Here is a 15444-nt window from a genome sequence, read left to right as displayed (position 1 = left end):
CTATTCCACCTGATTATTTCAGTTGAATATTATGTAGTTCACCATTAAATGCTTGGATTAAAGATTTCACGGTAGGCTCACTATGCAATAACTCTGAGGCGCGAACATACGCTTGCTCTTTACGTGCATTTAACAACACATAAGGCGTACGCTCACTCACATCGCCATACACCACATTAAAGCGTGTTGCTGGCCAAGCACTGTGTAATGCTTGCTCCAACAGATGTTGCATTTGAGTCAGCAACTGTTCATATTTTTTAGGAATATGGAAATTGCTCTCACCATCAATCGTACCAATCATCACCCCGTGTTGTGCTAACTCCTGTACAGCAGGTGACAAATCACTATGACGGAACCAGTATTCCCACTTATCGACTGTCCATTCACCTTGTAGGTCTTGTACAGGCAGTTTCAAAATATCCTGTGGCATAAGATGGCTAACAGATGCAGATGATACCGTGACTGAACTTTGAGGTTGCTGTGATATTTCTTCCTGTACAAAACTTTCTACTACAGCTGCAACTGTCATGTCTTGTGCAAATAAACCAGCCTCTGCGCCGTCTTGATCTGGCTCAGCTTGCGCTTCAGTTACAGGGCTATTTTTAATAATCGTTTCTAAGGGAGCAATAGATTCAAAGGCATAATCAGGTGTTAGATCTACAACTTGATCCCCCCCTGCCAAAGCATCTAAACCAAATAATGTTTCACCATTCGATGGGTCAAAAATAATTTGATTTTGATCAGGTGACTGTATCTGATCTATTGGAGATGAATCGACATTTTGCGTATGTGCTTCAGAGCTTATTTGAACATCGACTAGAACCTCAGACTCTAGCTGATGTTTCGTACCTTCAGGCTCTGGAGACAGCTCAAATTCAGCTTCATCCAAAAAATCATCTGATGAAGGCTCATTCACAGTTGCTTGCGATCTAAAGTCATCTTGCTCATCATCATATTCATCAGAGAAGAAACCATCAGAATTTAGCGCTTCGTTTGTTTCATCCTGCGTTGAAGGTATATCTGTTGCTAATGGTGATGCATGTGCTTCTGTTTGATCGCTTTGAGGTGTTAGCGCTTCGCTTACAGGTGCAGGTTCAACATGTGCAACTGGTTGAGCTGTTTGTACTGGTGCTGATGCAGATATTTCACTCGGTTGCATTGGGCGGAAAGCAAGCAAACGTAGCACGGTCATTTCAAAACCTTGCTCTTGTGTCACTGCTAGCTGTAGATCAGCTCGACCTTTACAAGCAATTTGATAATATAATTGCAAATCTTGTGCTGTGACTTGCGCTGATAAACGCATAATTTTTTGGTTAATTTCAGCACTGTATTTTAAAGCTAAATCTGGCAAATACTGTAGTAATGCCAATTCATGCAGTGTCGAAATCAATTGATCCAGCACCATAGAAACATCAAGTGCTTGCTGGCGGAATTGCATTAACAACTGGCTAATCCGCGCTTGCTGATTTTGATGTATCGCTAAAATCAAATCATAAATAATCGTACGATCAATTAGACCCAACATGTCTTTGACATCTTGGTGATGAATAGCACCCTGCCCATAAGCAATTGCTTGGTCTGTCAATGACATCGCATCACGAAGTGAGCCTTGCGCAGACTCTGCAATTTGCCAAATCGCATCCTGCTCTGCTTCGATGCTTTCTTTGTGTAACACATCGGTTAAATGCGTTGTAATTTCATCAACAGCCAGCGGACGTAAGGTAAATTGCAAGCAACGCGAAATGACGGTAATTGGCAATTTTTGTGGATCTGTCGTCGCAAACAGGAATTTTACATGCTCAGGCGGTTCTTCCAGCGTTTTCAAAAGTGCGTTAAATGAATGCGTAGACAGCATGTGCACTTCGTCAATCAGATAAACCTTAAAGCGTCCTTGCGTAGGCGCATAAGGAACATTATCTAAAAGTTCACGTGTATCTTCTACTTTTGTACGCGATGCTGCATCAATTTCAATCAGGTCTATAAAACGCCCTTCATTGACAGACTTACAGGTCGCACAAACTTCACATGGCGTAGAAGTAATCCCTGTTTCACAGTTCAAGCATTTCGCTAAAATACGCGCAATTGTGGTTTTACCTACACCGCGAGTCCCTGTAAACAAATAGGCATGATGTAGGCGACCACGGTCTAAAGCGCTGGTTAATGCGCGTGAGACATGGTTTTGGCCAACCAGTTCATTAAAATTGCGTGGACGGTATTTTCGCGCAAGTACTTGATACATGTATGCTCCTTTTCACATGCATAAGGATACTGTTTTTTTGACGAAGAGTGAATGCGCTTCTTGACTCACTGTGGCTATATCACTCAATTTATTTCAATTGCGGCCGATTGGCGGTTTTCCTGTTTTATCATTCTGGTTTAAGCGGTAAAAATAACAGGCTCAATAACTTAAAAGATACTTGATGATTTTCCAATTCAGCCACAGCCCACCATGGGATTTGGTAAGTCTGAGGATTATTTTGCAATATCTGATGTAAAGTATCCGTCAGCTGATGTAGCTAACTGATTCAATCGATATTCAGCTTAAAATCATTTTTTAATCAGTGCTTACTTTGGCTCAATATGTAGATTTAGGCACGTTCAAGTAAAAAGTTATCTTGCGCATCATAAGGTTGCGCGGTGTCATTCTTCAAAATTTCTAACTGTTTATTTGCTAAATTAACATACAGCAAATTACGACTTTCTACATTCACCAGCTCTAATTTAGTCTTTTCTGGATTATGAAATTTCATCGCGCCATGTAGTAAAGCTGGCTGGTCATTTCCACTCATGCTTTGACGATCTAAGGTATAGGTCATATCAGCATTTAAAGTCAGTTTAACCGCCATTCCCTCACAATCTTCACACAATGCGCTACAACTCATGCATGGCGTATGCCCGCTATAACTACCAACCCAAGCTGGGACGATGTGTTTCACTTGCACAGCCTCTGTTTGCTTTACAGTCGTCTCGGAGGCACGCTCACAACCCACCAAACCAGTCACAGTCAAACTAGAAAGAGAAACTAAGGGAATTAAGATCGACTTATTCATGTGTTGCCTGCCTGTCATACATTCGGCGGGAAAAATAGCACAAACAAACCGATACGTCGTCTATTAATGTACAGCATGTGCAATTAAAGCCAGCCTTTCCGCCCTTTTAGCACACGGTCTGCACAGCGGAGTGTTTCCTGCGTCAACGCCCATAAACGGTAATCCCCCGTCAGTGAGCCTGTTGGAAAGTTATGTGTATATGCAAAGCTTAAATCACGCTCTGGGTCACACCATGCACCTGAGCCATTAAAACCAATATGACCAAAACCATTGGATGATTTTCCTAAACTCAGTACTCGGTGATAGCCCAGTCGCCAATGCATCGGCAAAGGCATAATTCGGTCACGCTTTTTACTCTGGATTGTACTTAGTACTCGATACACTTCTGGTTTAATCAACTTTTGACCATTCCACACACCATTATTTGCCAGCATAGCGTACATTTTAGCTAAACTTCCTGCAGTAAAAGCACCATTGGCTGCCGGTATGACGGCCTGCATGCCTTCATCACTAAAGAAACTAAAATGCTTCATGCCTTTAGGAATCATCGCATCCTGAAAATCTTGCGGATTCTGGCCACTCAGCTCAATCAACTTATCCATCGGTGATGTCTTACGCTGTTTCGAGTGATCTGAAGATTTTTGTGGCTGCGCTACATTTGAACGTGGCGCTTTGGGCAATGGACGAGCTACGCGCTCAAACTGATCCTGCGGTACACCAAAATACGCGCCGTCCAAAGCCAAAGGTCCGACCAAATACTGTTGCATTAACTCAGATAAACTTCGCTTGGTCGCTTTTTCCAGTACACCACCCACCAGCCAGCCAAAGGTTAGAGGCTGATATGCCATGTCTTCACCCAAACCAAAACGTGGCGTCATATTTTCCATTACTTGGAGCATGTGTTGCCAATCTGCCATTTCAACGGCCTGATCAATATTATTACGCATGTCATATAAACCACTTTGATGACTCAAGATATGTCTAAGCGTTATACGAGCTTTACCATGTTGTGCAAATTCAGTCCAATAATTAGCAATTGGTACGTCATAGTCAATAAAGCCTTCACTGACCAAAATATGCGCCAAGGTAGCGAGCACACCTTTACCCGTGGAATAGCAGATTGAAAGTGTATCAGGCTGCCATTTTTCATCTGCCGATTTTTGACCTGTAAAAATATCCAGTACTTTACGCCCCTTAAAATAGACACATAGCGCAGCGCCACCTTGCGTGCTACGCGCATCCTGTAAGCGACTAAACAGCTTTGCTACATCTTGAAAAGATGCATCAGCTTCACCTGAATAATGATCAGTACTTGCAAATAAAACTTCTTTGAGCTGGTTCATATCCTTTGAACTCCAAATACTATAAGGCATAAATGATATGACATATTTTCGGACAGAAAAAAAGCCTGATGCAATGAAGACATCAGGCTTTTCAGGCTTATAGCGCTGTGACTGTACCCGTCACATGCGGTTTTTTATTTTTTGTACTACGAATCATAAAGTCTGTTTCAGATGAATTCACCGCAGTTAAAAATTCAACTTTTGACGGCAAATACATTGGTAGTTTAAACCAAACATCTGCATCATAAGCATCTGGCAGGCTTAAATTCGCCAGTGCTTTCGCTTTGCTCCACATACCATGTGCAATGGCTTGTTTAAAGCCAAATGCTTTTGCTGTAACTGCATGAATATGAATCAGGTTGAAATCACCAGAGGTCATTGCATAACGGCGGCCTGTATTCTCAGAAACATCCCACTCCGCAGCCAGCTGATAGTTTGGTGTTTTGCTCTCAGCCGTTTTTGCTGCAGCTTTTGCATCGGTTTTTTGACGCGCTAAATAAGTAGTCAGCGACTCTACAACAACATCATTACCTACTTTTGCAGTGGTAATAAAGTCAAACTGTACGCCTTTATCATGTGGCTTTAATTCACCAAATTTGCAAGACAGGCTTAACTGCTCATTTACACCGACTTTACGGGTTTGCTTCACTTGGTTGCGGATATGCACTAAGCCTAAAATTGCAAATGGAAATGCTTCAGTTGTCATCATGTGCATTTGCAGGCTTTGCGACAGTACAGCCAAGTAAATTGCAGGAATATAGCCGTTGTTTTTAAAACCGCAAACTTCGTTATACGCTTTTAAGTGTTTTGCATCGACTTGAAATGAATCCACCACATATTCAACTTGCGGCAGCACTTTTTCACCTTTCGGCTTTTTGAAAATCAAGCCTTGGATGACTTTTGGATAAGCCAAATAAGGTTTTGGAAGTTGACTAAAATGGCGAGTATTCATACTGAACCTTTGAGAAGTTTTTATTTCAATGTTTTAAAAGCCCCTTCTCCCTCTGAGAGAAGGCTGGGATGAGGGTAGACTCATATCCCTTTATAGTAAACTTTTTACCTCTCCCTAGCCCTCTCCTTTAAGGAGAGGGAATTTCAAGAGGGTTACATTAAGCCCCTAACAAGCTTTGACCGCAAACACGTACTACGTTGCCATTTAGACCTGTTGATGCAGTTGAAGCAAACAATGCAATTGTTTCAGCAACATCGACTGGCAAACCGCCTTGGCTCATCGAGTTCATACGGCGACCCGCTTCACGGATTGCAAATGGAATAGCAGCGGTCATTTGCGTTTCAATGAAACCTGGCGCAACGGCATTAATGGTCACACCATTAGTTAGTGTAGGTGCTGTAAATTTAACCACACCAATTACACCTGCTTTAGAAGCAGCATAGTTAGTTTGACCCAAATTACCTGCGATGCCTGAAATAGAAGATACACAAACAATACGGCCATTCGCATTAAAACCGTCATTCGCTAACAAGTAGTCGTTCACACGTTCAATAGCAGACAAATTGATGTTAATTACCAAGTCCCAAAGCTCAGGCTTCATATTTGCCAAAGTTTTGTCGCGAGTAATACCTGCGTTATGCACAATAATATCTAAACCGCCTTGCGCAGCTACCGCAGCTTTAATTTTTTCGCCTGCATCGCCTGCTGTAATATCAATCGCAAGCGTTGAACCGCCAATTGCACCAGCTACACGGTCAAGGTCAGCTTGCTGCTGCGGAACGTCTAAACAAATCACATGCGCGCCATCACGTGAAAGTACATGCGCAATCGCTTCACCAATACCACGGCTCGCACCTGTCACAACAGCTGTTTTACCTGCAAGTGGCTTAGTCCAATCAATATCTACTGTGTCCGCTTTCGACACACGGATCACTTGACCTGAAACATAAGCTGAACGCGGTGAAATCGCGAAACGAAGCGCAGATTCTAGGTTTGCTTCAGCACCTGCATCTACATAGACCAAATTAGCTGCAATGCCTTTTTTGAATTCTTTACCTACAGATTTTACAAAACCTTCAAGCGCACGCTGTGCAATCGCCTGTTTTGCAGTTTTTGCAGTTTCAGGTGTAAGACCTACAACCACCACACGGCCAGAGGCTTGAACTTGGCGTGCAATTGGGTTGAAAAATGCATATAGCTCATGAAGCTGTTCTGAGTTTTCAATGCCCGATGCATCAAATACAACCACTTTAAATTTTGATTCTTTGTCGCCTTCATTAAATGCGCTTAGGTTCAAACCTGCTTTTGCCGCTGCCTGTTGCAATTCTGCATTATTGCCTGCATAACCATTTGCATGCACATTTGCCAAAACTTGAGCAATAGAACCAGCCAAAGTGCTGTTTGGCGCAGCGCCGACTAAAATAGCGCCTTTCACCACAGGAGAAGCAGATTCAAAACGCTCTAGGAAAGTCGGTGCTGGCAATCCTAAATTTTTAATGACAAATTTACCAATTGGAGATTTTGAAAATGCTTGGTATTGGTCAGTCATGTTTGTATCTCTCGAATAAATTAATTTTTTGATGGCTTTGAAGATATCCTTTAAACTTCAATATGATGTTATTGGCCTTATATTTCAATAGATCCACCAGTTTCCATTGAATCATACTTGAGTTAATGTAGATATGACTTGACCTGAATGCATTCTGCAATGTCATTCCAGTCAATTCAGCACTGCTGAGTTTATGATAATGTAGCCTTCAGAAACACTTTTACATGCTTGGAAAAGCCTTATGAGCAAGACTACTCAAGAAAATCCAGCAGTCGAAACTTCTGCTGAACAAGATGTGTCAAAACCATCAAAAACCGCATCTAGCCGCACCGCTCGAAAAACCAGTACAACGGCCAAATCAGCAGCAAGCGCTAAACCTGCCAGCACACGCTCAGCAGCGCCGCGTAGCAGCAGTAAAAGTACAGCGTCTAAAACTACAGCTTCAAAACAAACAACTCAAACTTCTGTTCAACAGGAAAAACACATGAGCCAAAATTCAGTTCGCCGCGTAGCAATCATTGGCGGTAACCGCATTCCATTTGCACGTTCAAATGGCGCTTTTTTCACAGCTTCTAACACTGACATGTTTACAGCTGCTTTAAATGGCTTGGTTGAACGTTTCAACCTGCAAGGTCAACGCTTAGGCGAAGTTGTTGCAGGCGCAGTTTTAAAACACAGCCGTGACTTTAACATGACACGTGAATGCGTATTAAATACTGAACTTGCTCCAGAAACACCTGCTTACGATATTCAACAAGCATGCGGTACTGGCTTGCAAGCTGCATTCCTTGTAGCAAACAAAATTGCTTTAGGTCAAATTGACGTAGGCGTTGCTGGCGGTGTAGATACGACATCTGATGCGCCAATCGCATTTGGTGATGGCTTACGTAAAGCATTGCTTGAATTAAACATTGCAAAAACGGGTAAAGACCGCCTGAAAGCATTAACGAAAATTAATGTCAAAGATTTGATGGATGCACCTAAGAATGGTGAACCACGTACTGGCCTTTCTATGGGTGACCACCAAGCGATTACAGCGCTTGAATGGGGTATTCCACGCGAAGCGCAAGATGAACTTGCTGCGACGTCTCATCAAAAAATGGCGAAAGCATACGAAGAAGGTTTCTTCGATGACCTGATCACGCCATTCCTTGGTTTAGACCGTGACAACAACTTGCGTCCAGATTCATCTGTAGAAAAACTTGCGAAACTTAAGCCAGTATTTGGTAAAGGTGACGGCCGTACAATGACTGCGGGTAACTCTACGCCACTTACTGACGGCGCATCTTGTGTGCTTTTAGCTTCTGAAGAATGGGCGAAAGCAAATGGTCACGAAGTATTAGCTTACTTAACTTTCCAAGAAACTGCTGCTGTAGATTTTGTTGGCAAGAAAGAAGGCCTATTGATGGCGCCTGCTTATGCAGTACCGCGTATGCTTGAGCGTGCTGGCATTAGCCTTCAAGATTTCGACTACTATGAAATTCATGAAGCTTTTGCATCTCAAGTATTGTCTACACTTAAAGCTTGGGAAGATCCTAAATTCTGTAAAGAACGTTTAGGCCTAGATGCGCCATTAGGTTCAATTGACCGCGCTAAATTAAACGTTAAAGGTTCTTCACTTGCTGCAGGCCATCCATTTGCTGCAACTGGCGGACGTATTTTAGCTACTGCTGCGAAGCTACTGAATGAAAAAGGTTCAGGCCGTGTATTAATCTCGATCTGTGCTGCTGGCGGTCAAGGCGTCACAGCAATTGTAGAAAAATAATCTGCAAAATAGATTTAAAAAAAGCACCTCAATTGAGGTGCTTTTTTTATTGCAGCGATATTTCTTCATGTACAGACTATTTTTCGCTGTTCATTATGAAGTTCTATGCGCTGGCTGATAACCGAGCTGAGCTTCAATATAGTCATAACACCATTGAAAAATAAAGGTATAAACTAAAATACACATCGTCAAAGATAAATCAGTAATGAAAGCCTGCCCTAAAGACATATTCAGCGCATAGGCCACCATGGGGATAGTCGCGAGCATTAAGCCGCCTTCAAAACCAATCGCATGCAAAATACGGACGCCGACTGTTCTTTTCAATTGACGTTTTGCTTCAAATTTTTCAAAAAAATGGTTAAAAATCATATTCCAAATTACAGAGGTTACAGCCATAGCAATGCCCAAAGTGCCTGTAACTTCCATTGGCATTTTAAAAATAAAACTCAGCGCAATTGCAATGATCACCAATAGGATAATTTCATAGCTCAGCGCATGAACAATCCTTCTCTTGGAAATCAACATTTTCAACTACTCAACTTGTTTGTTTAAGATGAGCCTATTTTATTTGTATATTTTTGATTGATCGAGTTAGCTTCTTTCAATTTATTTGATAGATTAACGTAAATTTAGCTTCACAAGAGATTCCTATGAATCTGAACCAAGAACAATTGATTATTTTTAAAAAAGTCATGGAAACAGGTTCTTTTTCTGCCGCTGCGCGGGCTTTAGGAAAAGTACCTTCTGCTGTCAGCATGTCCATTGCCAACTTAGAAATTGATTTAAATCTGCAGCTGTTTGAACGTATTGGCCGTGAGCCAGTCCCTACTTCACATGCAAAAATATTATATGAAAAAGCTGAACAGCTACTCATCGAAATGAATCAATGGAAACAGCTTGCACGGTCGCTCAGCACGGGACTTGAATCTGAATTGAATATTGTTGTCGTATCTGAGCTACTGCATACCCGCTGGACGGATTATATTGCTGCACTGGAAGCCCAATTTCCCACACTGCAAATTAATATCTTTACAGCCCCCCAAGAAGATGCACAAAAAATGCTGATCAATGGCACGGCACAATTTGCATTGATGTTTGAACGTGAACAGCTTGAAAGCAATGAGCAGTTCATTGAACTTAAACAACAAGCTTTGATTCCTGTGGCAGCGAAGAACTACGCCCTTGCACAATTTACACAGCAAAGTTTTGAACAAATTTTACAAAGTAGACAAATTGTCGTTGCCAGTCGTGACCGCAATATTCGGCCTGAACTCTTATTTTCAAAAAATTACTGGCGTACAGACAACCATCACTCAGCCTGTGCCATGATTTTACAAAACCTTGGCTGGGGAGTTTTACCTGTCGAAATGCTGGATGAAAATCCATTTCTGAAAAAACAACTTAAAGTTTTAAACTTTTCAGATTTCACCCCAAAGTTTGATTATTTTGTAGATTTGGTATGGAATCGAGAAAGCCTTCAGGGCACGGCTGCGCGTTTTTTAATAGATTATGTAAAAAAACTGCGTAAAAACACCGTTTAAATGTCTTAAAAATAGCCACAGGCACTTTTGCTGTACAGTCTTTATGATATAACTAAATCAAGGGCAATAACTTTAAGAACTAGATTTAAATGACACATACAGCTTTAACTCAATTAAAAAATTTAACAACGATCGTTGCAGACAGCAGTGACTTAACTGCGATTGAAAAATTCCGTCCACTGGATGCAACAACTAATCCTTCTTTAATTACTGCGGCCGCAAACCAACCTGAAAATATGGCTTTAATTGAGGCCGCTTATCTGCAGGCACAGCAAGAAGGTTTACAGCATGATGCTTTGATTGAGCGTACTATTGATATTTTAACGGTAAAATTTGGCGCGGAAATTTTAAAGCTGGTCGAAGGTCGCGTATCAACAGAAGTTGATGCAGCGCTGTCTTATGACACTGAAGCTACAATTTCAAAAGCTAAAGAGTTGTTGGCACTTTATGCACAGTACGGTGTAGACCAAAACCGTATTTTGATTAAAATTGCATCTACATGGGAAGGCATACAAGCAGCCAAAGTATTAGAGGCTGAAGGTATTCACTGCAACCTGACGCTGTTATTCGGCTTACACCAAGCTCAAGCCTGTGCAGATGCAAAGGTTACGCTCATTTCGCCTTTTGTAGGTCGTATTTTAGACTGGTACAAAAAAGCAGAAAATGTGGACAGCTATCCGATTGAAAAAGATCCTGGCGTATTGTCTGTAAAACAAATCTACCACTACTATAAACAGCATGGCATCCGCACTGAAATTATGGGGGCAAGCTTCCGTAGCGTCGATCAAGTGCTAGGCTTAGCTGGATGTGATTTACTGACCGTCTCTCCGAACCTATTAGATGCATTAGCGCAAGATCAACGTACGGTAGAAGCGCAACTTTCTGCAGATCATACACATCCACACACTGAACACCCAATCAGTCCGCTCACAGAAACTGGATTTAAAGCACAGCTGGAAAAAGACTTAATGTCATTCCAATTACTGCAAGGTGGTATTGATGGATTTATTAAAGCACGCGAACAGCTGAGTCAGTTGTTACGCCAAGCTTTTGGTGAATCACAAGAAATTAAAGCTTAATTCTCTGCTTTACGCATAGAAGCTTTTATAAATCAGGTGAATTTTCTAATTTATCTACATATCTTGTCCACTCTAAAACTGATGTTGTTATACTGACGGCATCAGTTTTTTATTGGCAAAATCACGTGTTTGGCATTACAGACTTAACGACCTTTATTATTGGCACAACATTGATTGTGTTACTTCCGGGTCCAAATTCCATCTATGTAATGACCATCGCTTCACGCTACGGTATTCGCGCTGGCTATAAAGGTGCTTTTGGTGTTTATAGTGGCGATTTAATTCTGATTATTTTAACGGCTTTAGGTGCAGCATCTTTACTGCATGCATTTCCTTGGCTGTTTATTTTATTAAAAATTGTGGGCGCTGCATATCTAAGCTACTTAGGCATTAAGCTTTTAAAGGCTGCCTATGACACTTGGCGCACTTCCGATGCACCTCAAGCTGTACAGCAAAAAGAAGATCTTTCGTCATTAAAGCCCTTCCAAACTGCGCTTACCATCAGCGTTTTAAATCCCAAAGCAATTTTGTTTTATCTGTCTTTTTTCGTACAGTTTGCAGATCCCAATTACCCGTACCCTGCTTTAACATTCACCATGTTAGCTATCGTGCTGCAAATCATTGGCATGAGCTATTTAACTATTTTAATTTTTTCAGGCGCAAAATTGGCGTCTTACTTTACTGCACGTAAACGCTTAACTGCCAGCTGTGTTGCCAGTGTCGGCATTTTATTTTGCGGTTTTGGGCTGAAATTGGCATTTTCATCACTCTAAACACTAAAACCATACTTAAGATGAATTAGGGATCTTTTAACGACAATAATTATTTGTCCCTAACTGAAATTATGGCGCATTGCGGTAAGTACGGCGCATCATCTCCAACTCTAAACGCTGTGTTTCATCTGGATCATCTACCCCTGTAAACATAGTCAGCCAAAGACCGTCAGCCGCACAGCGTAAAAGTTGCAACTCAATGCCACTGTCTGTCTCTGCATGTAAAACCAAACGCCCATTTAACCATTCAATCCACTGTGCATTAAACGCCTGATCCGTCAGCATGACCATAGAAATCGCTGTCCATAAACTGCCAATTTCTTGCGCATCACGCTGTAAGGTAAAATGAATAAAAGCACGGGTAAAGCGGCCATAAGGCTCAGGGTCTCGCGCCATATATTCCTCAAAAGCCTGATCGAATCTTTGCAACACAGTACTAACAACCCCATGAATTAAAGCGGGTTTATTCGGAAAATGGTGGAGTAAACCACCTTTCGTTACACCGGATAAATCAGCAACAGCCTGCAAAGACACACCAGATAAACCTTTATCTGCGGTCAACTGAATCGCCACATCTAAAATACGTTGTCGGACTCGCTCAGGTTCTTTTTTCCGCTTGTAAGGATTATCCATTAATGCCCCGTTGAATTTGAAAATAAGTTAATCACCAATACGCCTGAAACAATCAGTGCGATACCCAGCATTGCAGGCAAGTCCAAATTTTGTTTAAAAATAAAATAGCCCACTGCTGCAGTTAAAATAATACCCACACCCGCCCAAATGGCATAAGCAATGCCCAATGGAATAACCTTAATTACTTGTGACAGTAAATAAAATGCAATACAAAACAGCACAACAACAGCTATCGATGGCCAAAATTTTGTAAAGCCTTCAGATTTTACCAAAAAAGTAGAACCTGTGACCTCAGTAATAATGGCTAAGGCCAGCATGGCATAAGCCATATAAATCGGATTCATTGTATTTACACTCACCAAAACATACCGCATGGTCGGTATGTTATAGTTTTATAAAAAGAATGCAAGCCCATACGTGTATCTGTGAATCACTACTTTGTGTATCGATGCTACTTGAATGCAGTTTTTATATGATCTTAGGGCGCATATTGCGCTAAAAATTCAAAGGTTTTTTGCAAAGTTTGTTGGCTTGCTTTTTTACCCATCATAAATTGATATTCATGAACCAATAATTCTTTGCTCTCTGGGTAAAAAACTTCAGTTACGGGAACATTAACCTGTTTTAAACTTTGCACAAATGGCATGGATTGGCTTTGGGTTAAAAAGTCCTTATTTCCCCCGCTGATAAAGACAGGCGGATACGCTGCGCTCAAATGCTGACGTGGTGAAATACTGGCTAAGAAATCAACATCCTGCATTCGATCCCCTGTATAAGATTGTACTAAATTGACAATCCCCCATTCTAATAATTTAATTTCTTCTGGGGCTGTTTGTACAAATGCACTTAAATCATAAATGCCACAATGCAAAATCAGACCTTTTAAATCTGCTTGTTCTAAAACGGGTTGAAAGTTTTGCGATTGTGCATATCCAGGATTACTCACAAAACTGGCATAGTGGCTGGCCATATTAGCCCCAGCCGAGTCTCCAGCTAAAAAGATCTGTTGTGCATTTAAATGGTATTGAGTCGCATGCTTTTGAATATAAGCAATCGCTTGGTTTATTTGATGTAACTGTGTGGGATAAATTGCTTCAGGTGCAAATTGATATTGTACAGACACCACGTTATAACCAGCATCTGCAAGACGTTTAAAATAGCCACGGGCATGTTCTTTATCGCCAGAAATCCAACCACCACCATGTATCCACACAATGACGGGGCGTGGTGCTAATTGCGCTACATGAGCAGACTGATATAAATCAAGCCCAAGCTCTGGTGTTTGCATATAAGGAATATTGTTATATACCTTGATATGTTGAGGTGCGTGTCGATCAATGAATTTTTTTTGAATTTGAGTCGATGCATTAAATACACCTGCAATTACACGGCTATTGGACTTTGTAGATTGACATGCAGACAACTGTAACATCAACAAAATACTTAAAATTATCATCCCTGTTTTATGCATGATTCCGCTCACAGCAAATAATACCAAACACAAATTATACCTTTAATTAGAGAATAATTAATTTGAATGACTAACCAAAACAATCTAGTCAAAAGCTGAGCTTTTTACTGTGAATTATTTGCCAATCAATTGGCATTTAAAAAACTTAATTATATGAATTCAAATATTATTTTCTATTTAAAATTGAACCTTCACACACAATATGCTATGTATAAATAATACACTGGCAAAGATAAATATTGGAGTTTTTCTCATGGCTTATCAACAAATTTTAGTCCCTGTAGATGGTTCACAAATTTCACTTTCTGCAGTTAAAAAAGCAGCTCAACTCGCTGCTGCTTTTAATAGCAAATTAACACTGATTAGCTTAGTTACAGAAGATCCATTTACTGATGCAGACTTCTATTACTCTGCTGCCATCATGCGTGATTACTTTGTTCAAGCCTATGAAAATGCCGAAAAAGCATTGCTAGAAGCAGCGCAAATTGCAAAAGATCTTGGTGTAGATGCATCAACAGAAGTGGTAAAAGGTCTTGTTTCTGCCGAAGGCGTAGTGGCAACTGCCGAACAATACAAAGCCGATCTGATTGTAATGGGTTCACATGGCCGTAAAGGCTTCCAAAAAATCCTGCTCGGTAGTTTCGCACAAGATGTATTAAGTAATACTGAATTACCTGTACTGATTGTAAAATCTTAAAACTCACTACGATCCCAATGAGTCACCGTTTTAAGCGATTTACAACAACACAAAAATCACACGTTTTTTTATGAATGCATCACCATAATAATGTGATGACTTAAGGAGTCTAACATGAGCGCATATTCACACATTCTTGTTGCTTTAGATGAATCCCCTATGGCTTATGCTGCTGTAGAACAAGCCTTAAGCTTGGCACAAGACTTAAAAAGTCAAGTTACTATCATGAGCGTGATTGCAATTGATCCCTTTGTTGGTGTCGATTTTTATAAAGTTGCCCCTGCAATTACGGACTACTTTATGCAAGCAGAAAAGAATGCCAAAGAGCGCCTAGAAGATGTAAAACAATCTTTTGTTCGTGATGGCCTCAGTGTGAATATCAAACTTATTCATGGGGTATCTCCTTCACAAGGTATTATTCAAGTGGCTGATGAAGTCAATGCAGACTTAATTATTATGGGGTCTCATGGTCGCAGAGGTATTCAAAAAGTTATGCTCGGCAGTGTGGCTCAAAATGTTCTGACCCAATCACCAATTCCTGTACTAATTGTCAAAGTCTAAATTCAAGCAAAAAATATAATTAAAAAAAGC

General features: G+C 40.9%; 15 protein-coding genes. 6 read left to right on the top strand and 9 right to left on the bottom strand.

Annotated elements, in window-relative coordinates; translation table 11 throughout:
* Positions 1-13 precede the first annotated feature (13 nt).
* From dnaX to DYI81_RS11530, 5 genes are all read right to left on the bottom strand, one after another.
* Positions 14-2239: a DNA polymerase III subunit gamma/tau gene (dnaX, locus tag DYI81_RS11550; RefSeq protein ID WP_117007595.1), complete on the bottom strand. Its 2226-nt coding sequence runs from the start codon at positions 2237-2239 to the stop codon at positions 14-16.
* A gap of 349 nt (positions 2240-2588) precedes the next feature.
* A complete protein-coding gene (locus DYI81_RS11545; RefSeq protein WP_117007594.1) occupies positions 2589-3050 on the bottom strand; it encodes a copper resistance protein NlpE N-terminal domain-containing protein in 462 nt (153 codons plus the stop codon).
* Between the two features lie 83 nt (positions 3051-3133).
* Positions 3134-4393: a serine hydrolase domain-containing protein gene (locus tag DYI81_RS11540; protein WP_117007593.1), complete on the bottom strand. Its 1260-nt coding sequence runs from the start codon at positions 4391-4393 to the stop codon at positions 3134-3136.
* Between the two features lie 97 nt (positions 4394-4490).
* The gene (locus DYI81_RS11535) at positions 4491-5345 is read right to left on the bottom strand and encodes a MaoC/PaaZ C-terminal domain-containing protein (RefSeq protein ID WP_117007592.1); all 855 of its coding nucleotides are present in this window, start codon (positions 5343-5345) and stop codon (positions 4491-4493) included.
* Between the two features lie 157 nt (positions 5346-5502).
* Positions 5503-6894, bottom strand: coding sequence for a 3-oxoacyl-ACP reductase (locus tag DYI81_RS11530; RefSeq protein ID WP_117007591.1), 1392 nt, complete (start codon positions 6892-6894; stop codon positions 5503-5505).
* A 241-nt stretch (positions 6895-7135) separates the two neighbouring features.
* Here DYI81_RS11530 and DYI81_RS11525 point away from each other — a divergent pair, with 241 nt between their 5' ends.
* On the top strand, positions 7136-8659 hold the full coding sequence (locus tag DYI81_RS11525) for an acetyl-CoA C-acetyltransferase (protein ID WP_117007590.1): 1524 nt from the start codon (positions 7136-7138) through the stop codon (positions 8657-8659).
* A 93-nt stretch (positions 8660-8752) separates the two neighbouring features.
* Here DYI81_RS11525 and aceI read toward each other — a convergent pair whose 3' ends face one another.
* Entirely contained in the window at positions 8753-9184 is a 432-nt protein-coding gene (aceI, locus tag DYI81_RS11520) for a chlorhexidine efflux PACE transporter AceI (RefSeq protein ID WP_117007589.1), read from the bottom strand.
* Between the two features lie 125 nt (positions 9185-9309).
* Here aceI and DYI81_RS11515 point away from each other — a divergent pair, with 125 nt between their 5' ends.
* The 3 genes from DYI81_RS11515 (at position 9310) to leuE (ending at position 12052) form a co-directional block, all read left to right on the top strand.
* Complete coding sequence (locus DYI81_RS11515; protein ID WP_117007588.1) at positions 9310-10200, top strand: LysR family transcriptional regulator; 891 nt, start codon at positions 9310-9312, stop codon at positions 10198-10200.
* A gap of 89 nt (positions 10201-10289) precedes the next feature.
* A complete protein-coding gene (gene tal, locus DYI81_RS11510) occupies positions 10290-11279 on the top strand; it encodes a transaldolase (protein ID WP_117007587.1) in 990 nt (329 codons plus the stop codon).
* Between the two features lie 125 nt (positions 11280-11404).
* Complete coding sequence (leuE, locus tag DYI81_RS11505) at positions 11405-12052, top strand: leucine efflux protein LeuE (protein WP_117007586.1); 648 nt, start codon at positions 11405-11407, stop codon at positions 12050-12052.
* Between the two features lie 69 nt (positions 12053-12121).
* Here the strand turns inward: leuE and DYI81_RS11500 are convergent, their stop codons facing one another.
* The 3 genes from DYI81_RS11500 to DYI81_RS11490 all read right to left on the bottom strand — a co-directional run bounded on the left by DYI81_RS11500 (position 12122) and on the right by DYI81_RS11490 (position 14141).
* Positions 12122-12685: a TetR/AcrR family transcriptional regulator gene (locus DYI81_RS11500; RefSeq protein WP_117007585.1), complete on the bottom strand. Its 564-nt coding sequence runs from the start codon at positions 12683-12685 to the stop codon at positions 12122-12124.
* Complete coding sequence (locus tag DYI81_RS11495) at positions 12685-13029, bottom strand: SMR family transporter (RefSeq protein WP_117007584.1); 345 nt, start codon at positions 13027-13029, stop codon at positions 12685-12687. Before DYI81_RS11495 ends, DYI81_RS11500 begins: the two co-directional genes overlap by 1 nt.
* A 134-nt stretch (positions 13030-13163) precedes the next feature.
* Positions 13164-14141: an alpha/beta hydrolase gene (locus DYI81_RS11490; protein WP_117007610.1), complete on the bottom strand. Its 978-nt coding sequence runs from the start codon at positions 14139-14141 to the stop codon at positions 13164-13166.
* A 268-nt stretch (positions 14142-14409) separates the two neighbouring features.
* On the opposite strand from DYI81_RS11490, the gene DYI81_RS11485 reads away from it, so the two are divergent.
* Complete coding sequence (locus DYI81_RS11485) at positions 14410-14853, top strand: universal stress protein (RefSeq protein WP_117007583.1); 444 nt, start codon at positions 14410-14412, stop codon at positions 14851-14853.
* A 114-nt stretch (positions 14854-14967) separates the two neighbouring features.
* The gene (locus DYI81_RS11480) at positions 14968-15414 is read left to right on the top strand and encodes a universal stress protein (RefSeq protein ID WP_106984922.1); all 447 of its coding nucleotides are present in this window, start codon (positions 14968-14970) and stop codon (positions 15412-15414) included.
* The last annotated feature ends 30 nt before the right edge of the window (positions 15415-15444 follow it).

This window comes from Acinetobacter sp. SWAC5 (assembly GCF_003419885.1).
Lineage (GTDB): Bacteria > Pseudomonadota > Gammaproteobacteria > Pseudomonadales > Moraxellaceae > Acinetobacter > Acinetobacter cumulans.
This window is presented reverse-complemented; position numbering and strand designations above follow the sequence as displayed.